The sequence below is a fragment of the Mycobacterium gastri genome, assembly GCF_002102175.1.
Classification (GTDB): Bacteria; Actinomycetota; Actinomycetes; order Mycobacteriales; family Mycobacteriaceae; genus Mycobacterium; species Mycobacterium gastri.
Window position 1 is genome coordinate 1 of record NZ_LQOX01000121.1, and the last position, 14,716, is coordinate 14,716.

The following is a 14,716-nucleotide window of genomic DNA, read 5'->3' on the forward strand; positions in this document are numbered from 1 at the left end:
ACATCATGCTCGCTGAGCCAAACAGGTGGTCCCTAGCTGGTGGCAAACCAGTGGTCCCTTCCCGGTGGCAAATGACAGTCGATCATCTCGGACTGGCGGGCGGTTGCGGGCAATAGGTCGTTCTTACGGTTCGCCGCCACGATGACCGGCTCCTATCTGCTGTCCTCCCAGATTTATCTCATGCTTCCCGCGCAGGCCTCAGTGGTGGCGCCACACTCCCAAGCACAATTGGTGGCAGCACTTTTCGGCACGTCAGGCCTGGTTGCGGTGGTCGGCCAGCTGCGCATCACCCGATGGTTCTCGGCACGATGGCGGCCGGGGCGCAGTGTGTACATCGGGGTGGCACTGATGGCAGCATCGTTTGCGCCGCTCGCCGCCATCCCCAACTCGCAGCGGTTAGGCACTCCGGCGGCCGTCGCGGCGTTACTCGCTGCGGCGGCCCTGCTGGCCGTCGCCTCCGCAGCAGTGTTTCCCTTCGAGATGCACATCGTGGTGTCGCTGTCCAGCGAGCGATTGGTGGCGACCCACTATGGCTTCTACAACACCATCATCGGAGTCGGGATCCTGGCCGGCAATTTCGCGATCGGGGCGCTGCTGGGCACCGAACACCGTCTCGACACCGACGAACTCGTATGGGCCGCACTGATTCTCGTCGGACTAATCGCCGCGACGGGGCTATACCGGCACGACGCGAAGATCAACGTGCCTGGCCGTGCCGTACCTGTCTGAACGGCACCCCGCGGTCGGCGGCGTATTCCCGCGGGAAGTTCAGCACCCGCTCACCGATGACGTTGCGCGCCATCTCGGTTGTTCCGCCGCCGATGGCGACCGACTGCCGCGCAAGGTAGCGCAGTCCGGCCTGCAGGCCCTCGCCGGGTTGCCCCACCACACCGGCGGCTCCGGCGATCGCCAGCGCGGTGTCCATCTCACACATCACCGTCTCGGCGTGGAAGAGCCTGATCAGCGTTCCACCGGCAGGCGGCAGCGTGCCATCGCTGACGCTTCGGTATACGTGCTCGATCAGCTGCTCGGCGACCGCGCGGTGCACCAACGCCCGGCCGGCCGTCTCCCGTACCCAATCACTGTCGGCCCGGCCGGCCTGCCGAGCGAGTTCGGCGTAGTCGACCGGGGTCGTGTGACCGCCCTCGCTGCCACCGCCGCTGGCGAACTCCGAGCCCATCCCGACCGCCCGGCGCTCGTGATAGAGCTGTCGTGATGCCACGGCCCAGCCGTTGTTCACCTCGCCGACCACCGCATCCTCACCGATGTCCACCCCGTCGAGAAATTCCTCGCAGAACTCCGACGAGCCGTTCACCTGGGTGATCCGGCGCAACGTGATTCCGGGGTGATCGATGGGCACCAGGAACATCGTCAGCCCCTCGTGTTTGGGCACCTCCCAGTCGGTGCGGGCCAGACACAGTCCGTAGTCGGCGGCGAACGCGCTGGTGCTCCAGGTCTTGGCGCCGTCGATCACCCATCGGTCACCGTGTCGCTCGGCGCGGGTCAGGACGCCCGCCAGATCCGATCCGCCGCTGGGCTCCGAGAGCAGTTGCACCAGCACCTCGTCGCCGCGCAACGCCGCCCCGATGTGAGTCTTCTTCTGCTCCTCACTGCCGGTATCGAGCAGCGTGGCACAGCAGATGGTGAACGTAGGGGTGTTGAGGATCAACGGCATCTCGTAGCACCGGGATTCCTCGTCGAACGCCCGTTGGTATTCGTACGGTAGACCCTGGCCACCGTACTCGCGGGGGAAGCAGATCCCGGCGAATCCTCCTTTGTAGAGCCGCTTTTGCAGTTCTCGGGCCCGCTGCCAGGAGCGTTCGTCGTCGCGCGGCGCCGCAGGCGGTGACATCGGGTCGACGGGTGGCATGTTGTCGGCCAGCCATGCTCGGGCCCGGGCGGCGAATTCAGCAACGGACTGGGTCGGCGTCATCGAGTCGCCTTCGCTTCGGCTTCCATCGCGTACACCCGGCGATTGTGTTCCTCCGGCGTGCCGAACATGGCGCGGTACAACGTCACTCGCCTCAGGTACAGGTGCAGATCATGCTCCCAGGTGATGCCGATGCCGCCGTGCATCTGCACGCAACCCTGAACGATCTGTCCCGCCATCTCGCCGACATAGGACTTCGCGACACTGGCCGCCCGGCCCGCCGACGGCGAGCGCGCGCCAACCGCTTTCACCGCGGCGGCCGTGGTGGCGCGGCAGGCCTCCAGCCACAGCTTCATGTCGGCGAACTTGTGTTTGAGCGCTTGGTAGGACGCCAGCGGACGTCCGAACGTGTGGCGATCCAGCGCCCACTGCACAGTGAAGTCGAAGACCGTTTGCAGGATGCCGACCACCTCGGCGCACTGCAGTACTTGAGCGATCTGACTTTGCCGATCGATCAGCCCGGCTGTCTCGGCGGCGGTGCCGACCGTCGCCGACTCGGCCACCACGACGCCGTCGAAATCCACCCTCGCGTACTGCTTGACCAGGTCCAGCGACTGCTGCGGCGCAATCCGCACTCCGGGAGCATCCGCCGGCACCAGGAACTGGCGGACCTCATCACCGCACCGCGCGACCACCAGCAGCAGCGTGCTCTGGGCACCGGCTTCCACCTGGTCTTTGGCGCCCTCGATGCGGTATCCGGAGTCGACGGGTGTGGCCGTGACCGCCGGATCCAGCGGTGACCAGCCCCGGCCCGGTTCCGAGACCGCCCATGAGGCCACCGCTTCGCCAGACATCACCGACGCGATCACCTCGGCGTGCGCGTGCCGGTCGGCGCAGTCGACCAACCCCGCCAGCACGGTGCTGACCGGATACAACGGGCCGGGCGCCACCGTCTTGCCCAGCTGCTCGGCGACCATGGCCAGATCCTCGACACCATTGCCCGAGACGCTGCCGCCGCCCAATTCCTCGGGAACGAGCAGCGCCGTCCAGCCCAGCTCAGCGGCCCGCTGCCACCACTGCGGGTGAAACGACACACCCGCGGCATGCAACTCCCGGACATGGCGCAACGAGGCTTCTTTTTGTAGAAATGCGTGGGTAGTGGAGGTAAAGAGTATGTTTTCGGGAGAGTCGACAGCGGTCATCATGCCGCCCGTACTCTCCTGGGCCGTCCTTCGCCGCCGCAAAGGACGTCGGTGGGAAAGCTCGGGTGGCTGATCATCCGCCTAATCGGTCCTCGCTGGAGCGGAGTTCGGTGGCGACTCTGATGTTAGCAATGGGCGATACCGTAAGAGATACCGGAGTTCAGTCGATAATGATGGCCACGGGCTGTAACCGCAATGGCTGACGCAACCGAACCGCACTCGGGCTCGGCGAATTCGCAACCCGAGGTGAGGGCGTGGGCCGCACAAGCCGATGCCCCCGAAGAAGACGATGCCGAGTACAGCGACGCCGAGTACGAGTACGTCGACTATGACGAGTTTGTCGCAGCCGGCGGCGATGAGACAGACGACGAGACAGGCGACGAGACAGACGAGGTCGCAGACCAGGACGTCGAGGCGGCCGCTCCACGAAGCCGGTCCTGGCGGTGGTTGCGCGTCGCGCTGGCCGGACTCGCCAAGGCCGCCGCGGTGGTCATCATCTGCGCCTTCGCCGCGCTCAGCGGAATCATGGTGTGGCAGCACCACCAGACCACGCAGCGCCACGAACGCTCCGAGGCGTTCGCCAACGGGGCCAAAAAGGGCATCGTCAATATGATTTCCCTGGATTTCCGGAAAGCCAAGGAAGACGTCCAGCGGGTGATCGACAGTTCCACGGGCGAGTTCAAGGACGAATTCCAGCAGCGGGCAGCCGATTTCACCAAGGTTGTCGAGCAGTCCAAAGTCGTGACGGAAGGAACGGTCACCGCCACAGCCGTCGAATCCATGGATGGGAACACCGCTTTAGTGCTCGTCTCGGCGACATCGCGGGTCACCAACGGCGGAAACGGCAAAGAGGAACCACGTGAGTGGAGGCTGAAGGTGACCGTGACCGAGGAGGACGGGCAGTACAAGATGTCGAAGGTTGAGTTTGTACCGTGACCGATCATGTGCGTGACATCGGCGGCGCCGAGAGCGAATTCGACGATTCGGCGACCTCCGTGATTCCGGCGAGTGACGAGTGGGACGACGAAGCACCGGATGACGACTCCCCCGCACCGGCGCGTGGCTGGGCGCAGGACTTATGGCGCAGAAAGATCAATCTGAAACCGGTCCCGGTGATTCTGATCGTGCTCATTCTGGTCTCCGGCGGCGTCACCGCCTGGCTGTACGCCAAGCTGTACCGGCCCGATCAACAGATCGGCCCCGGCGTCGCGCGAGCTGCGGTCAGCGCGGCCTCCGACGGCACTGTCGCACTGCTGTCGTATTCGTCCGACACGCTCGACAAGGACATCGCCGCCGCCAGGACACACCTCGGCGGGGATTTCCTGGACTACTACAACCAATTCACGCAGCAGTTCGTGGTTATGGGGGCCAAGCAGAAAGCGCTGAAGACCACCGCCAAGGTGATGCGCGCTGCGGTGTCGGAGCTGCATCCCGGTTCGGCCGTCGTGCTGGTTTTCATCGACCAGAGCACCACCACCAAGGACAACCCCGAACCGACGATCAAGCCCAGCAGCGTGCTGGTGAGCGTGACCCAGGTCGGCGGCAAGTGGCTGATCACCAAGTTCAACCCCGTCTAGGTCGCGTCTAGGTCACGTCTAGATGCTCACCCCGCCGAGGCCCGCGGCCTCGGCCGCCGCGGCTCGCTCGGCGGCGACCCGGTCGGCTTGCTGCCGCTCGGCGCTCAACGTCTCGGCGCTGAATTCGACGACCCCCAGCGCCGCGGCGGTGTCTCGCAGTGCCGGGTCGATACGGCTAAGGCCTTGTGGCCGTGCGAGATTCGTTTGAGTCATGATGACTCGACTCCTGGCTCAGCGTCGACGACACCGTCGCGGAGTGGTTCTCCGGGCAGTGCCTTGACGGTCGCGGGCAGCCCGTAGAGTGCGGTCGCGTTGCCGCGCATGATCCGCTCCCGCTGGTCGGGGAGGAACCGGTTGATCGCATACGCCGGGGAGTCGTAGCTCCAGTGCGGGTAGTCCATAGAGAACATCAGATTGTCGGCCCCAGGTCCATCATGTCCAGATACTGGCGAAACTCTACGGTGTCGGCGTCTTCGAGCGGCTGGGTGGTGAGCCGGACGTGTTCGCGCACATACTCCGACGGGCGCCGGCGCACATGCGGAAGGTCGCCGTGGCGGGGCCACATCCGCTCCATCCGCTCGACCTCGCGGGCGCCTGCTCCGGTGTCTGGGCGCTGACGCCCTCGTGCGGACAGTAATTGACGATGGCATACAGCGCACCGCCGACGTCGTAGACGCCCACCCCGAACTTCCGGCGTACTCATGGTGCCCGGCGGCAGTTCGTCGACGGCGCACACGAGTCGCCGTTGCAGCACTGGTGTACCCCGCCTTCTGCCTGGTACGGCACCCGCCACCACCGCCTGGCTTCATTGCTATCTATACTATAATAGCGATATTCCGTACCAGGAGGGTCGCTGATGACGCTGCCTACACTCGACACCACCGGCCAAACCAGCCCCTACCCGTTCTTCGAATACATGAGGCGCACCGACCCGGTGTGGCATGGCGCCCTGATGGACCACGAGCAGATGCCCGAAGAACTGCGGCCCAACGACGAATGGGTGTTGTTCGGCTACGACGGCGTGTTTCAAGCCTTTCGCAACGACCGCATCTTCACGTCGGCCAACTACGACAAGACCATCGGATTAGTCATGGGCCACACCATCTTGGCGATGGGCGGCAAAGAGCACCACGACCACCGTAGCCTGGTGGCCAAGGCCTTTCGGGCCACCGCACTGGAACGCTGGGAACCGTCGGTGATCGGGCCGGTCTGCGACCAGCTGATCGACGAAATCAAGCACGACGGTCATGCCGATCTGGTGAAGGCGCTGACGTTCGAGTTTCCGACCCGGATCATCGCGACACTGCTGGGGCTGCCCCGGGAGGACCTCGACCTGTTCCGGCGGCTGTCACTTGACCTGATCTCGATCCCCACCGACATCATGGCCGGGTTGACCGCGGCGGCCGAGCTGCACGCGTATTTTCTCGACCAGGTCGAGCAGCGGCGGCGCAAACTCACCAATGACATCATCGGCGACCTGGTCACCGCCGAGATTGACGGCGAAAAGCTCACCGACGAGGCCATTATCGCGTTCTTGCGCCTGCTGCTGCCGGCCGGGCTGGAGACCACGTACCGGTCCTCGGGAAACCTGTTGTACCTGCTGCTGACTCATCCCGAGCAGTTGGCGATGGTCCGCCAAGACCGCTCGTTGATACCCACCGCCATCGAAGAGGGCCTACGCGTGGAAACCCCGTTGACCATGGTCATGCGGACCACCACCGAAGATGTCGACATCGGCGGCAAGACCATTCCGGCCGATGCGCAGATCGACCTGTGTATGGGTTCGGCTAACCGCGACGAAACCCGCTGGACCGACCCCGACACATTCGACATCCGGCGTCCACGGCATGCACACATCGCCTTCGCGGGCGGCATCCACATGTGCCTGGGCATGCATCTGGCCCGGCTGGAGACGCGGGTGATGCTCAACAGCCTGTTCGACCGGATCACGGACCTGACTTTCGTCCCCGACGACGGCACCGGTGAGGAATCCAGGATCGTCGGGCTGACGTTCCGGTCGCCTAACAAGCTTCCGGTCACGTTCACCCCGGCCGCGTGAGGAGCCGGGCCGCGATCCCGCATGACGTCGGGGGGCCTTGGGCTGCCCACCATGTTCGCGACCATCGGCGGTCAGGCATCGTACAATGGTGAAATCATCTGCAGCATCATAGATTTCGGTGTCCGCTACGCTTTCTTGGCGTTCTCCCGCTGGTCTCTGAGTTCTCTCAGCCGCTTGAGACGCATCAGCCGCTCGACTTGGCCATAGGCGTCGATCGGGCTGTGCAGGGCCAGGCCGCCGTCGGCGTGTACCACCTGCCCGGTCACCCACGGTAATTCGAGGACGCCGACGATGGCCGCGGCCACGTCGCTGACCTCGCCCAGGCGGCCCAGGGCCGTCCGCCTGGACAAGCCGTCCACCCAGCCGGGCCAGGCTTCCGGGTTGGGCAGCATCGGGGTTCGTGTGACTCCCGGTCCGACGGCGTTGACCCGGATGTCGTGGGTGCCCCACTCCACCGCGGCGACCTTCACCAGCATGTCCACCCCGGCCTTGGACACGCAGTAGGCGCCCATATCGCGGCCGGCGACGGTCCCGCTGATGCTGGAGACCGCGACGATCGAACCTCCCACTTCGGCGTCGATCATGGCTTGGGCAGCCGCACGGATGGTCAGCCAGGTGCCGGTGAGGTTGACCCCCAAGATGCGTTCCCATTCCGCGGGTGTCTGTTTCAGCAACAGACCGGAGGACCCGACGCCGGCGGAGGTGACCACCCGGGTGGGCACTCCGTGCTCGCGCACGGTTTGTGCCATCGCGGCCGCCACCGCGTCGGAATCGCTGACATCGCAGATGATGTCGGCATCGGATAAGTCCCACACGACGACGTCGTGGCCCGCGTCGCGCAGCCGGGTGGCGACTTCTCGTCCGATCCCGGAGACACCGCCGGTCACCAGGGCGGTCGTAGCGCTCATGCTGCGGGTCCGATCAGCTCGACCAGAACGCCGTCCGGTGCAGTGACGACCGCCATCGGGACGGTAGTGCCGGCCGGAGCCGGCATGCTGATCTGCCGTACCCCGTCGGCGAAACCCAAAGCCGCCAGCGCGGACAACGTCGCCTCGACGTCGCGCTGCAACGACAGCAGGAAGAAGCCTTGCCGCGGCGTGCGAGGCGCGGGTAGGGCCTCATCGGCACCGAACAGCTCCACCAGTTCGACGATCCCGCAATCGGGTATCTGCGGATCACCCAGAAAGATCGAGCGCAGTCGATCGGTCTTGGCGCCGAACAATTCCGGCCAGTTACCGGTGAAAGTATGGTCGAACAATTCGGTCAGCCCGAGACCGTCCCGCCAGAATCGCAGCGAACTTTCGACATTGGCGGTGCAGATCGCGGCGTGATGAACACCCAGCACGAAATTCGATGTTAGCTGGCCGTATTTCAGGTCGTTGAGGCGGGACAGCGCCCGGAGCTCATTCGCAACGCCGGAGCCGCGGCTAAGCGAGCTTGCCCATCGTGCTTTCCCAGAGCTCGCCGGCCAGGCGCGGGTCGTACGCCGCGCGGTTGGCTTTGGCGATCTTGTGCCGGGAGTAGTACTCGCCTGACGTCCAATCGACGCCGGGCCGGCTGGACGCCAGCCAGACCAGTTGTTCGGCTCCCTGTTCCGGGGTGGCCGTGAATCGGGCCGATATCGGCACGTGGTGCTTCATGAAGGTCAGGACCCGCGATCCGGACGCATCGCCGAAGTTGGAGTTCACATATCCGGGATGAAACGTTGCGACCGACAGTCCGCTGCCATGGTAGCGGCGATGTAATTCCTTGGTGAACAACACGATTGCCAATTTGGTCAGCGCGTAGGCAATGCTGGGCCGATGTCGAGCCGTGTTCTCGAGGCTGCTAATGGTCACTCGGGGCAGCATTTTCTGCGACGAGCTGGTCGTATTGATGACCGTCGCGCGAGAATCGAGCAGCACCGTCAGCAGCTGGGTGGTGAGCAGAAACGGCGCCAAATAGTTGACCTGGTAGGTCTTCTCGTAGCCGTCCGCCGTCAACTGAGTCGTTCGGCTCATGCCGCCGGCATTGTTGGCCAAGACGTCGATGCGTGAGTACTCCGAGCGAATCTTGTCCGCCAGGGCCCGCACCTGGGACAGGTCGGCGAAGTCGGCCACGAAGTAATCCGCACCCAGCTCCGTGGCCACTGCGGTGGTCTTGACTTCCGAGCGCCCGACCACGACGACGTGTTCGCCAATGCGACTGAGCCGCCGCGCCGCCGCCGCCCCGATGCCGTCGCTGGCGCCGGTGATGACAATCGTCTTAGGCGTCATATTGTTGCGTCCTCGTGCGTGCTCCAACGAGAGTGTAGCGATACCGCGCCGAATGTCATTGACTTATTGCCGACCGGAACATCTGTGGAGTACGGATCACGAAAGGCAACAATGGGTGCCGTTTCTCGCCGCGAGTTCGGGCGGCTGGCCACGCACGTCGGTGTTGCCGGTGCGCTTGTCGCCTGCGGCGCGACCCCCACCCCGCGCCGCGCCGATCCGACGACCACCGCCAAACCGGAGACCCGCGGCAGGCCGGTCCGGCTCACCCAGTCCGATGTCGATCGGATCATCGGCGATCACGCCCAGAGGCTGCTCGACCGCCTGCGAGCCAGAGCCCCGGGACGCGACTACGGCGTCGCGGTGGCTTTCGCGTATCCCAACGGCGAATTCAAGCCGTTCTACATGTACGGAACGGTGGCCGAGAAGAACCCGCCCACCGAACGAACGATCTTCTCGATCGGATCGGTGACCAAGACCTTCACCGCCGCGCTGTTCGCCACCGGGGTAGCGATGCGGCCGGACTGCTTCGACTGGGATACCGGGCTGAAGCGCTACCTCAGCACCTATCTCGCCGACACCGGAGATCTGAGTAAGACCATGCAGCAGGTCACCCCGAGGATGCTCGCCCAGCACACGTCGGGTCTGGCGCACGATTCCACTGGCCCGGCCGACGGTGACGGCCTGTTCCTCACCAGCCCGTCCGCTCCGCCGCCGAGTTTGCTCAACGTGTGGCGGACCCACCGCGGCCCGCAACCGGGAAGCTGCTGGCAATACTCCAACCTCGGATTCATCACGTTGGGCTTCGCCGCCGTGTCGGCCTACCGGTGCTCGGGCATGGGTGCGTCGTACGCTGGCGTGCTGCGCGATCAGGTCACCGGGCCACTAGCCATGCCCGACACCGGCACGACGGTGCCTGACGGCGCACCGCTGGCGCGTGCCTACCCCAACGGCCGGGAGGTATCGCCGGCTGCCCCTTCGGATCTGAAGTCCTCGGCCGCCGACCTGCACACCTGGCTGCTGGCCCAGCTGGGCGCCGTCAGCGGACCGGAGCGCCTGATGCAGGCGCTCGCCACCACGGTCCGGCCCGCACCGCTGTCGGTCGAGACGTGCGGCAAGCACACCCTGGGACCCGCGCAGATGGCCCTGGCTTGGCAGGTCGAAACCGGTCCGCCCCAGATCATCTGGAAAGACGGCCTGACCTCTGCGGGCGGCTGCTCCTGCTGGATCGGGATCACGCCCGCCGGCCCCGGCCAGGAGCCGCTTGGCATTGCCATCCTGGTCAATGGCTACTGGAACAAGGACAAGCCGGCCGTCTTGGCCGACAATCACGGCCCGGCGATCATCAAGGAGATCTCGGCGGCCAGCTAGCGAATCTCGGTCCCTAGTACTGGCACCGACACCCGTTCAGCGACACCCGCAGGGGCGAAACGAGTTTGTCGCTTCTAGCGGTCGTGGGGCTGCACCCCGGTGTGGGGAGATCGAAATCGCGTGCTGGCGCGGTTGGGTCGGCGGCTGATGGCGCCCAGTGTGCGCTGAGGGCTTCGACTGTGCCGTCAGGGCGGGCCGATCGTGGATATTCCCGCCCTGCATACACTCTCAAAGCCGACACTGCACACTCGATACGGCGGTATGTCAGCCGACTCGGTGAGCACGTGAAACATCCCCCGAACGCCTTCCATCACCAGCGGTTTGAGCGAAGGTGCGGTATCGGCGTGCCGAAAACAGAGCCAAGGTGTGCCGGAAACAGAGCCAGGCATCCAAGGCTGCGCAAAAGCACATCGTTAAACCCCCGCATTCGTGATTCACCATGAATTTCCGAGTAAGGCGGGCACCTTGAACTGCCCGGGAACACCTCGGCCCCCGGGTTGCCCGGGTGACTCACGTGACCAGTCGCCGTCCTATCGCGCGTCAGGACACCGAGTATCGGATCGGTAGGTGTTTGAGACCGCCGACGAATGTGGTGGCGACGAGCTGCGGATCACCGCAGAGCTCAATGGATTTCAGCCTGGGAAGCAACTCGGAGAAGAAACTGCTGACCTCCATCCGGGCCAGTGCGGCACCCATGCAGAAGTGCACGCCGTAGCCGAAGGCCAAATGCTTGTTCGGCTCGCGTCCCACGTCGAAGCGGAACGGCTCCACGAAGACGTCCTCGTCCCGATTGGCCGAGGCATACGACAGCAGCACGGATTCGCCTGCCGCGATAGGTGTTCCGCGGACGACGGCGTCGGCGGCGGCGGTGCGCATGAAGTGCTTGACCGGGGTGACCCAGCGGATCATTTCTTCGGTGGCCAGCGGCATGAGACCGATATCGTCGCGCAGCCGCTGCAGTTGGTCCGGATTGTCGATGAGTGCCCGCAGGCCGCCGGAGATGGTTGCGCTGGTGGTGTCGTGCCCGGCGGTGGCAACGATCAGGTAGTAGGACACCGTTTCGATGTCCGACAGCGGCTCACCGTCGATGCGGGCGTTGGCGATCGCCGATGCGAGATCGTCGGTCGGATGCTCGCGGCGCGCCGCGGTCACCGCGTTGAAGTAAGCGAACATGTCCAGCAGCACGGGCAGCTGGTCCTCGCTGGACGTGCCGCGCTGGTATTCGCTGTCGTCGCTGCCGAACAACTCCTGGGTCAGCGTGAGCATCCGGCCGAAGTCGGCCTCCGGCAGCCCAAGCAGCGACATGATCACGTAAAGCGGGTAATTGACCGCGACCTGCTGCACAAAATCGCATTCGGGCCCCGCCGCCGCCATCCTGTCGACGTAGGTCTTGGCCAGTTCGTCGATGCGAACCTTCATCGCCCGCATGGCTTTTGGGCGGAACCAGTCCGCGCCGATCGCGCGGACAACCCGGTGCTGCGGGTCGTCGAGGTGGATGAGCGTGCGGACACCCGCGGCTGCCTGTAGCTCGTCGCCCGCTATCGTCGCCAAGACGGGCCGCGGCCAGTTGGCGAACAGCATGTTGTCGCGCTCGACGTCCATGATGTCGGCATGTTTGGTGATCGCCCAGAACGGCCGGTAGTCGGGCACCTCCACCCACGACACCGGAGCACTGGCACGCAAGTGAGTCAGCGCCGTATGCAACCGCGGTTCATCGGTATATGCCAGCGGGTCTGCCAGTAGCTTGGCGGCCTCGTCCACGGTCCGCACCGTCATTGCCGAAAGTCCTTCAGCGCGGCTCGAATACAGTCCTGCGAGGCGGCGAAGAAGATCGGCAGCACCCGGTCGACCACGCCGTCGCAGCGGTCGCAAAGCGCGGCGGCGATGCCGCCGACCGGTCCGACGACCGCGAAAGCACGCAGCATTTCGTCGTCGATCAGAGATCCCATGGTGTCCCACTCACCGTGCAGGGAAAGGCGGTGCAGATCGGCATGCAGGTCTCCCCAGCCGTGCACGTCGAGAACCTTGCGGTAGGCCGGTGTGGAACCGTAGAAGGCGATCCGCTTGCGCACGGCCGCGACGGCCGTCTCCAGGTCCGCGTCGTTCTCGCCCGTCGCGATCATCACTTCGGCAGACACCTCGAAGTCTCCGCGGTCCCGGCCGGAACGCTGCAACCCACGGAGCAGCCCCGGCATGGTCACCTCATCGAGGTAGCGCCGGGAGACCATCGGGTGTCCGAGGTGGCCGTCGGCGACCTCGCCGCACATCTCGGTCATCGCGTCGCCCACGGCGGCAAGAAAGATTTTCGGTGCCGGATACGGCTGGGGCTCGGGCGTGAACATCGGGGTCATGATCTTGTGGGTGTAGAACTCGCCCTGGAAACGGAGCTTGCCGCCATCACGCCAGGCGGACCAGATCGCGTGCAGCGCGGCAACGAATTCCCGCATCCGGCGCGCCGGGTGACTCCAGGGCATGCTGAATCGCTTCTCGATGTGGGCCTGTATTTGGGTGCCCAGCCCGAGGATGAACCGTCCCTGGGAATAGCTCTGCAGATCCCAGCCCAGGTTGGCGACGGTCATCGGATTACGTGCGAAGGCCACCGCGATGTTGGTGCCGAGTTCGATCCGCGATGTGTGTTCGGCGGCCAGCAGCAGCGGCAGAAACGGATCGTGGCTGGTCTCGGCTGTCCAGCCGCCGTCATATCCGTTTCGCTCCAACGCATCGGCTGCCTCGACGACCCGGGCGAGCTGGTTGGGAATGCCCCCGTCAACCTTGAGGCGGGGCGCGCTACCCATGCGAGCGACTTTACAGTAAGCAATCCAGTATGTAGGACAGACGCATGACCAAAGCCGAGGATTGGCAGCAGACACTCGAGGACCTCGACAGTCGCCGCCGGCAGGCACGGGCGATGGGTGGGCCGGAGCGACTCGACAAGCATCGCGGTTTAGGCAAACTCGACGCGCGCGCCCGCGTCGAACGCCTGCTCGACCCGGGCACGTTCCGTGAGCTCGGCACCATCGTCGGCGGCGAGGTCGCGGCCGACGCGATCGTCACCGGCTGGGGGCGGATCAACGGAGTCCCGGTGATGGTGGGCGCCGAGGACTTCACGACGCTGGCCGGAACCATCGCGCCGGGCAGCAATTCCAAGCGCTACCGTATCGCCGAGTTGGCGTTGCGCGACAAGATAGCGCTGGTGATGCTGCTCGAAGGCGCCGGGTTTCGCCCCACCGGTACCCATTACGGACGCAGCCCGACCGACCTGCTCGCCCAGGCGCGGTGCTCGGGCCGGGTTCCGACGGTGGCCGCGGTGCTGGGCGCCTCGGCCGGACACGGCGCCCTGGTGGCCCCCATCTGTGATTTCACCGTCATGAGCCGCCACGGCGCGATCTTCACCGCCGGCCCGCCGGTGGTCAAAGAGTCTACGGGCGAAGACATTTCGAAAGATGCATTGGGCGGTCCGGACGTCGCGTTAGCCAGCGGCGTCATCCACAATGTCGCCGACGACGATGCGGCCGCGCTGGATACCATTCGCCGCTACCTGCCCTATTTCCCGTCAAGCGCGTGGTCGTATCCGCCGTCGCTACCGGCCTCTTCGGAATCCGGGCCGCGGTCCACGCCGGAGTTGCTGGAGATCGTCTCGCGGGACAACCGCCGCGTCTACGACATGCGCTCGGTGCTCGACGTCGTCTTCGACTCGCCCGACTGGCTGGAAGTACAACCACATTTCGGCCGGGCGATCATCTGCGCCCTCGCCCACCTCGGGGGGCATCCGGTCGCGGTCGTCGCCAACCAGCCGCGGGTACTGGCCGGCTCCATCGACGCCGACGCCGCCGACAAGGCCGCACACTTCATCATGGTGGCCGACTCCTTCCACCTGCCAATCGTTTTCCTGGCCGACAACCCGGGCATGCTGCCCGGCAGCCGGTCTGAACTTGCCGGCGTATTGCGCAGCGGGGCAAGGATGTTCGCCGCGCAGACCGCGGCCACCACGCTGAAGCTGCACGTGACATTGCGTAAGGCCTACGGCTTCGGCTCCATGGTGATGGGACTGATCAGCTTCGACGGCCAGGTGGCGACGTTCGCCTATCCGGGCGCGACCATGGGCGCCATGGGTGCTGGGGCGCTCAGCCGCGCCTCACACGCCGACCGGGAGTTGTCGGCCAAGCTCCGAAACGCGGAGCTGCAGGCGTCGTTTCGGTCGGCCGAGCATATGGGCTTCGACGAACTCATCGACCCCCGCGAGACCCGGGACGCGTTGCTGGCCGCGCTGCAGCGCGGCCTCCAGGCCCGGCAGGCCGCCGCGGAACCGGTGACGCGCACGCTCATCATGCCGTGACCGTGTGTTGCCGAACGTCCGTCGCGCCGACCGTGAACCTACTGTGACG

The 14,716-nt window shown here is 65.4% G+C and carries 14 protein-coding genes and 2 pseudogenes; 6 read left to right on the plus strand and 10 right to left on the minus strand.

Annotation, left to right across the window (positions count from 1 at the left end):
* Positions 1-78 precede the first annotated feature (78 nt).
* A pseudogene (locus AWC07_RS17825) lies at positions 79-729 on the plus strand (MFS transporter); the annotation flags it as partial.
* Here AWC07_RS17825 and AWC07_RS17830 read toward each other — a convergent pair.
* Entirely contained in the window at positions 698-1,933 is a 1,236-nt protein-coding gene (locus AWC07_RS17830; protein WP_036416562.1) for an acyl-CoA dehydrogenase family protein, read from the minus strand. The pseudogene AWC07_RS17825 and the gene AWC07_RS17830 sit on opposite strands and share 32 nt — an antisense overlap.
* Positions 1,930-3,072, minus strand: a complete 1,143-nt coding sequence (locus AWC07_RS17835; protein ID WP_036416576.1) for an acyl-CoA dehydrogenase family protein — start codon at positions 3,070-3,072, stop codon at positions 1,930-1,932. The genes AWC07_RS17830 and AWC07_RS17835 overlap by 4 nt, the downstream gene beginning before the upstream one ends.
* Before the next feature lie 195 nt (positions 3,073-3,267).
* Between AWC07_RS17835 and AWC07_RS17840 the strand changes: the two genes are divergently transcribed.
* Together AWC07_RS17840 and AWC07_RS17845 are read left to right on the plus strand one after the other, a co-directional pair.
* The gene (locus tag AWC07_RS17840; RefSeq protein ID WP_036416564.1) at positions 3,268-4,008 is read left to right on the plus strand and encodes a hypothetical protein; all 741 of its coding nucleotides are present in this window, start codon (positions 3,268-3,270) and stop codon (positions 4,006-4,008) included.
* A 17-nt stretch (positions 4,009-4,025) separates the two neighbouring features.
* Complete coding sequence (locus AWC07_RS17845; RefSeq protein WP_425271259.1) at positions 4,026-4,649, plus strand: hypothetical protein; 624 nt, start codon at positions 4,026-4,028, stop codon at positions 4,647-4,649.
* Positions 4,650-4,685: 36 nt separating this feature from the next.
* On the opposite strand, the pseudogene AWC07_RS17850 reads toward AWC07_RS17845, so the two are convergent.
* The 3 genes and pseudogenes from AWC07_RS17850 to AWC07_RS28875 all read right to left on the minus strand — a co-directional run.
* Positions 4,686-4,862 (minus strand): annotated as a pseudogene (locus AWC07_RS17850) (alpha/beta hydrolase); the annotation flags it as partial.
* Positions 4,859-5,050 (minus strand): hypothetical protein, encoded by a 192-nt coding sequence (locus AWC07_RS28870; protein ID WP_036416571.1) that lies wholly within the window; start codon positions 5,048-5,050, stop codon positions 4,859-4,861. The pseudogene AWC07_RS17850 and the gene AWC07_RS28870, both read right to left, overlap by 4 nt.
* Before the next feature lie 8 nt (positions 5,051-5,058).
* Complete coding sequence (locus AWC07_RS28875; RefSeq protein WP_244187629.1) at positions 5,059-5,223, minus strand: hypothetical protein; 165 nt, start codon at positions 5,221-5,223, stop codon at positions 5,059-5,061.
* A 282-nt stretch (positions 5,224-5,505) separates the two neighbouring features.
* Here AWC07_RS28875 and AWC07_RS17865 point away from each other — a divergent pair, with 282 nt between their 5' ends.
* Entirely contained in the window at positions 5,506-6,708 is a 1,203-nt protein-coding gene (locus AWC07_RS17865; protein ID WP_085105174.1) for a cytochrome P450, read from the plus strand.
* A 125-nt stretch (positions 6,709-6,833) separates the two neighbouring features.
* On the opposite strand, the gene AWC07_RS17870 is transcribed toward AWC07_RS17865, so the two are convergent.
* The 3 genes from AWC07_RS17870 to AWC07_RS17880 all read right to left on the minus strand — a co-directional run bounded on the left by AWC07_RS17870 (position 6,834) and on the right by AWC07_RS17880 (position 8,963).
* On the minus strand, positions 6,834-7,616 hold the full coding sequence (locus AWC07_RS17870; RefSeq protein ID WP_036418045.1) for an SDR family NAD(P)-dependent oxidoreductase: 783 nt from the start codon (positions 7,614-7,616) through the stop codon (positions 6,834-6,836).
* Positions 7,613-8,053 carry a VOC family protein gene (locus tag AWC07_RS17875; protein WP_036418047.1) on the minus strand — a complete coding sequence of 147 codons (441 nt, stop codon included), beginning with the start codon at positions 8,051-8,053 and terminating at the stop codon, positions 7,613-7,615. Before AWC07_RS17875 ends, AWC07_RS17870 begins: the two co-directional genes overlap by 4 nt.
* Before the next feature lie 82 nt (positions 8,054-8,135).
* The gene (locus tag AWC07_RS17880) at positions 8,136-8,963 is read right to left on the minus strand and encodes an SDR family NAD(P)-dependent oxidoreductase (RefSeq protein ID WP_036418048.1); all 828 of its coding nucleotides are present in this window, start codon (positions 8,961-8,963) and stop codon (positions 8,136-8,138) included.
* Between the two features lie 111 nt (positions 8,964-9,074).
* Here AWC07_RS17880 and AWC07_RS17885 point away from each other — a divergent pair, with 111 nt between their 5' ends.
* Positions 9,075-10,331, plus strand: coding sequence for a serine hydrolase domain-containing protein (locus AWC07_RS17885; protein WP_036418049.1), 1,257 nt, complete (start codon positions 9,075-9,077; stop codon positions 10,329-10,331).
* Between the two features lie 540 nt (positions 10,332-10,871).
* Here the strand turns inward: AWC07_RS17885 and AWC07_RS17890 are convergent.
* Both AWC07_RS17890 and AWC07_RS17895 read right to left on the minus strand, forming a co-directional pair.
* Complete coding sequence (locus tag AWC07_RS17890) at positions 10,872-12,107, minus strand: cytochrome P450 (RefSeq protein WP_036418751.1); 1,236 nt, start codon at positions 12,105-12,107, stop codon at positions 10,872-10,874.
* Complete coding sequence (locus AWC07_RS17895; protein ID WP_036418749.1) at positions 12,104-13,126, minus strand: LLM class F420-dependent oxidoreductase; 1,023 nt, start codon at positions 13,124-13,126, stop codon at positions 12,104-12,106. Before AWC07_RS17895 ends, AWC07_RS17890 begins: the two co-directional genes overlap by 4 nt.
* 44 nt (positions 13,127-13,170) lie before the next feature.
* On the opposite strand from AWC07_RS17895, the gene AWC07_RS17900 reads away from it, so the two are divergent.
* Positions 13,171-14,667, plus strand: a complete 1,497-nt coding sequence (locus AWC07_RS17900) for an acyl-CoA carboxylase subunit beta (RefSeq protein ID WP_036418746.1) — start codon at positions 13,171-13,173, stop codon at positions 14,665-14,667.
* Positions 14,668-14,716: the final 49 nt, after the last annotated feature.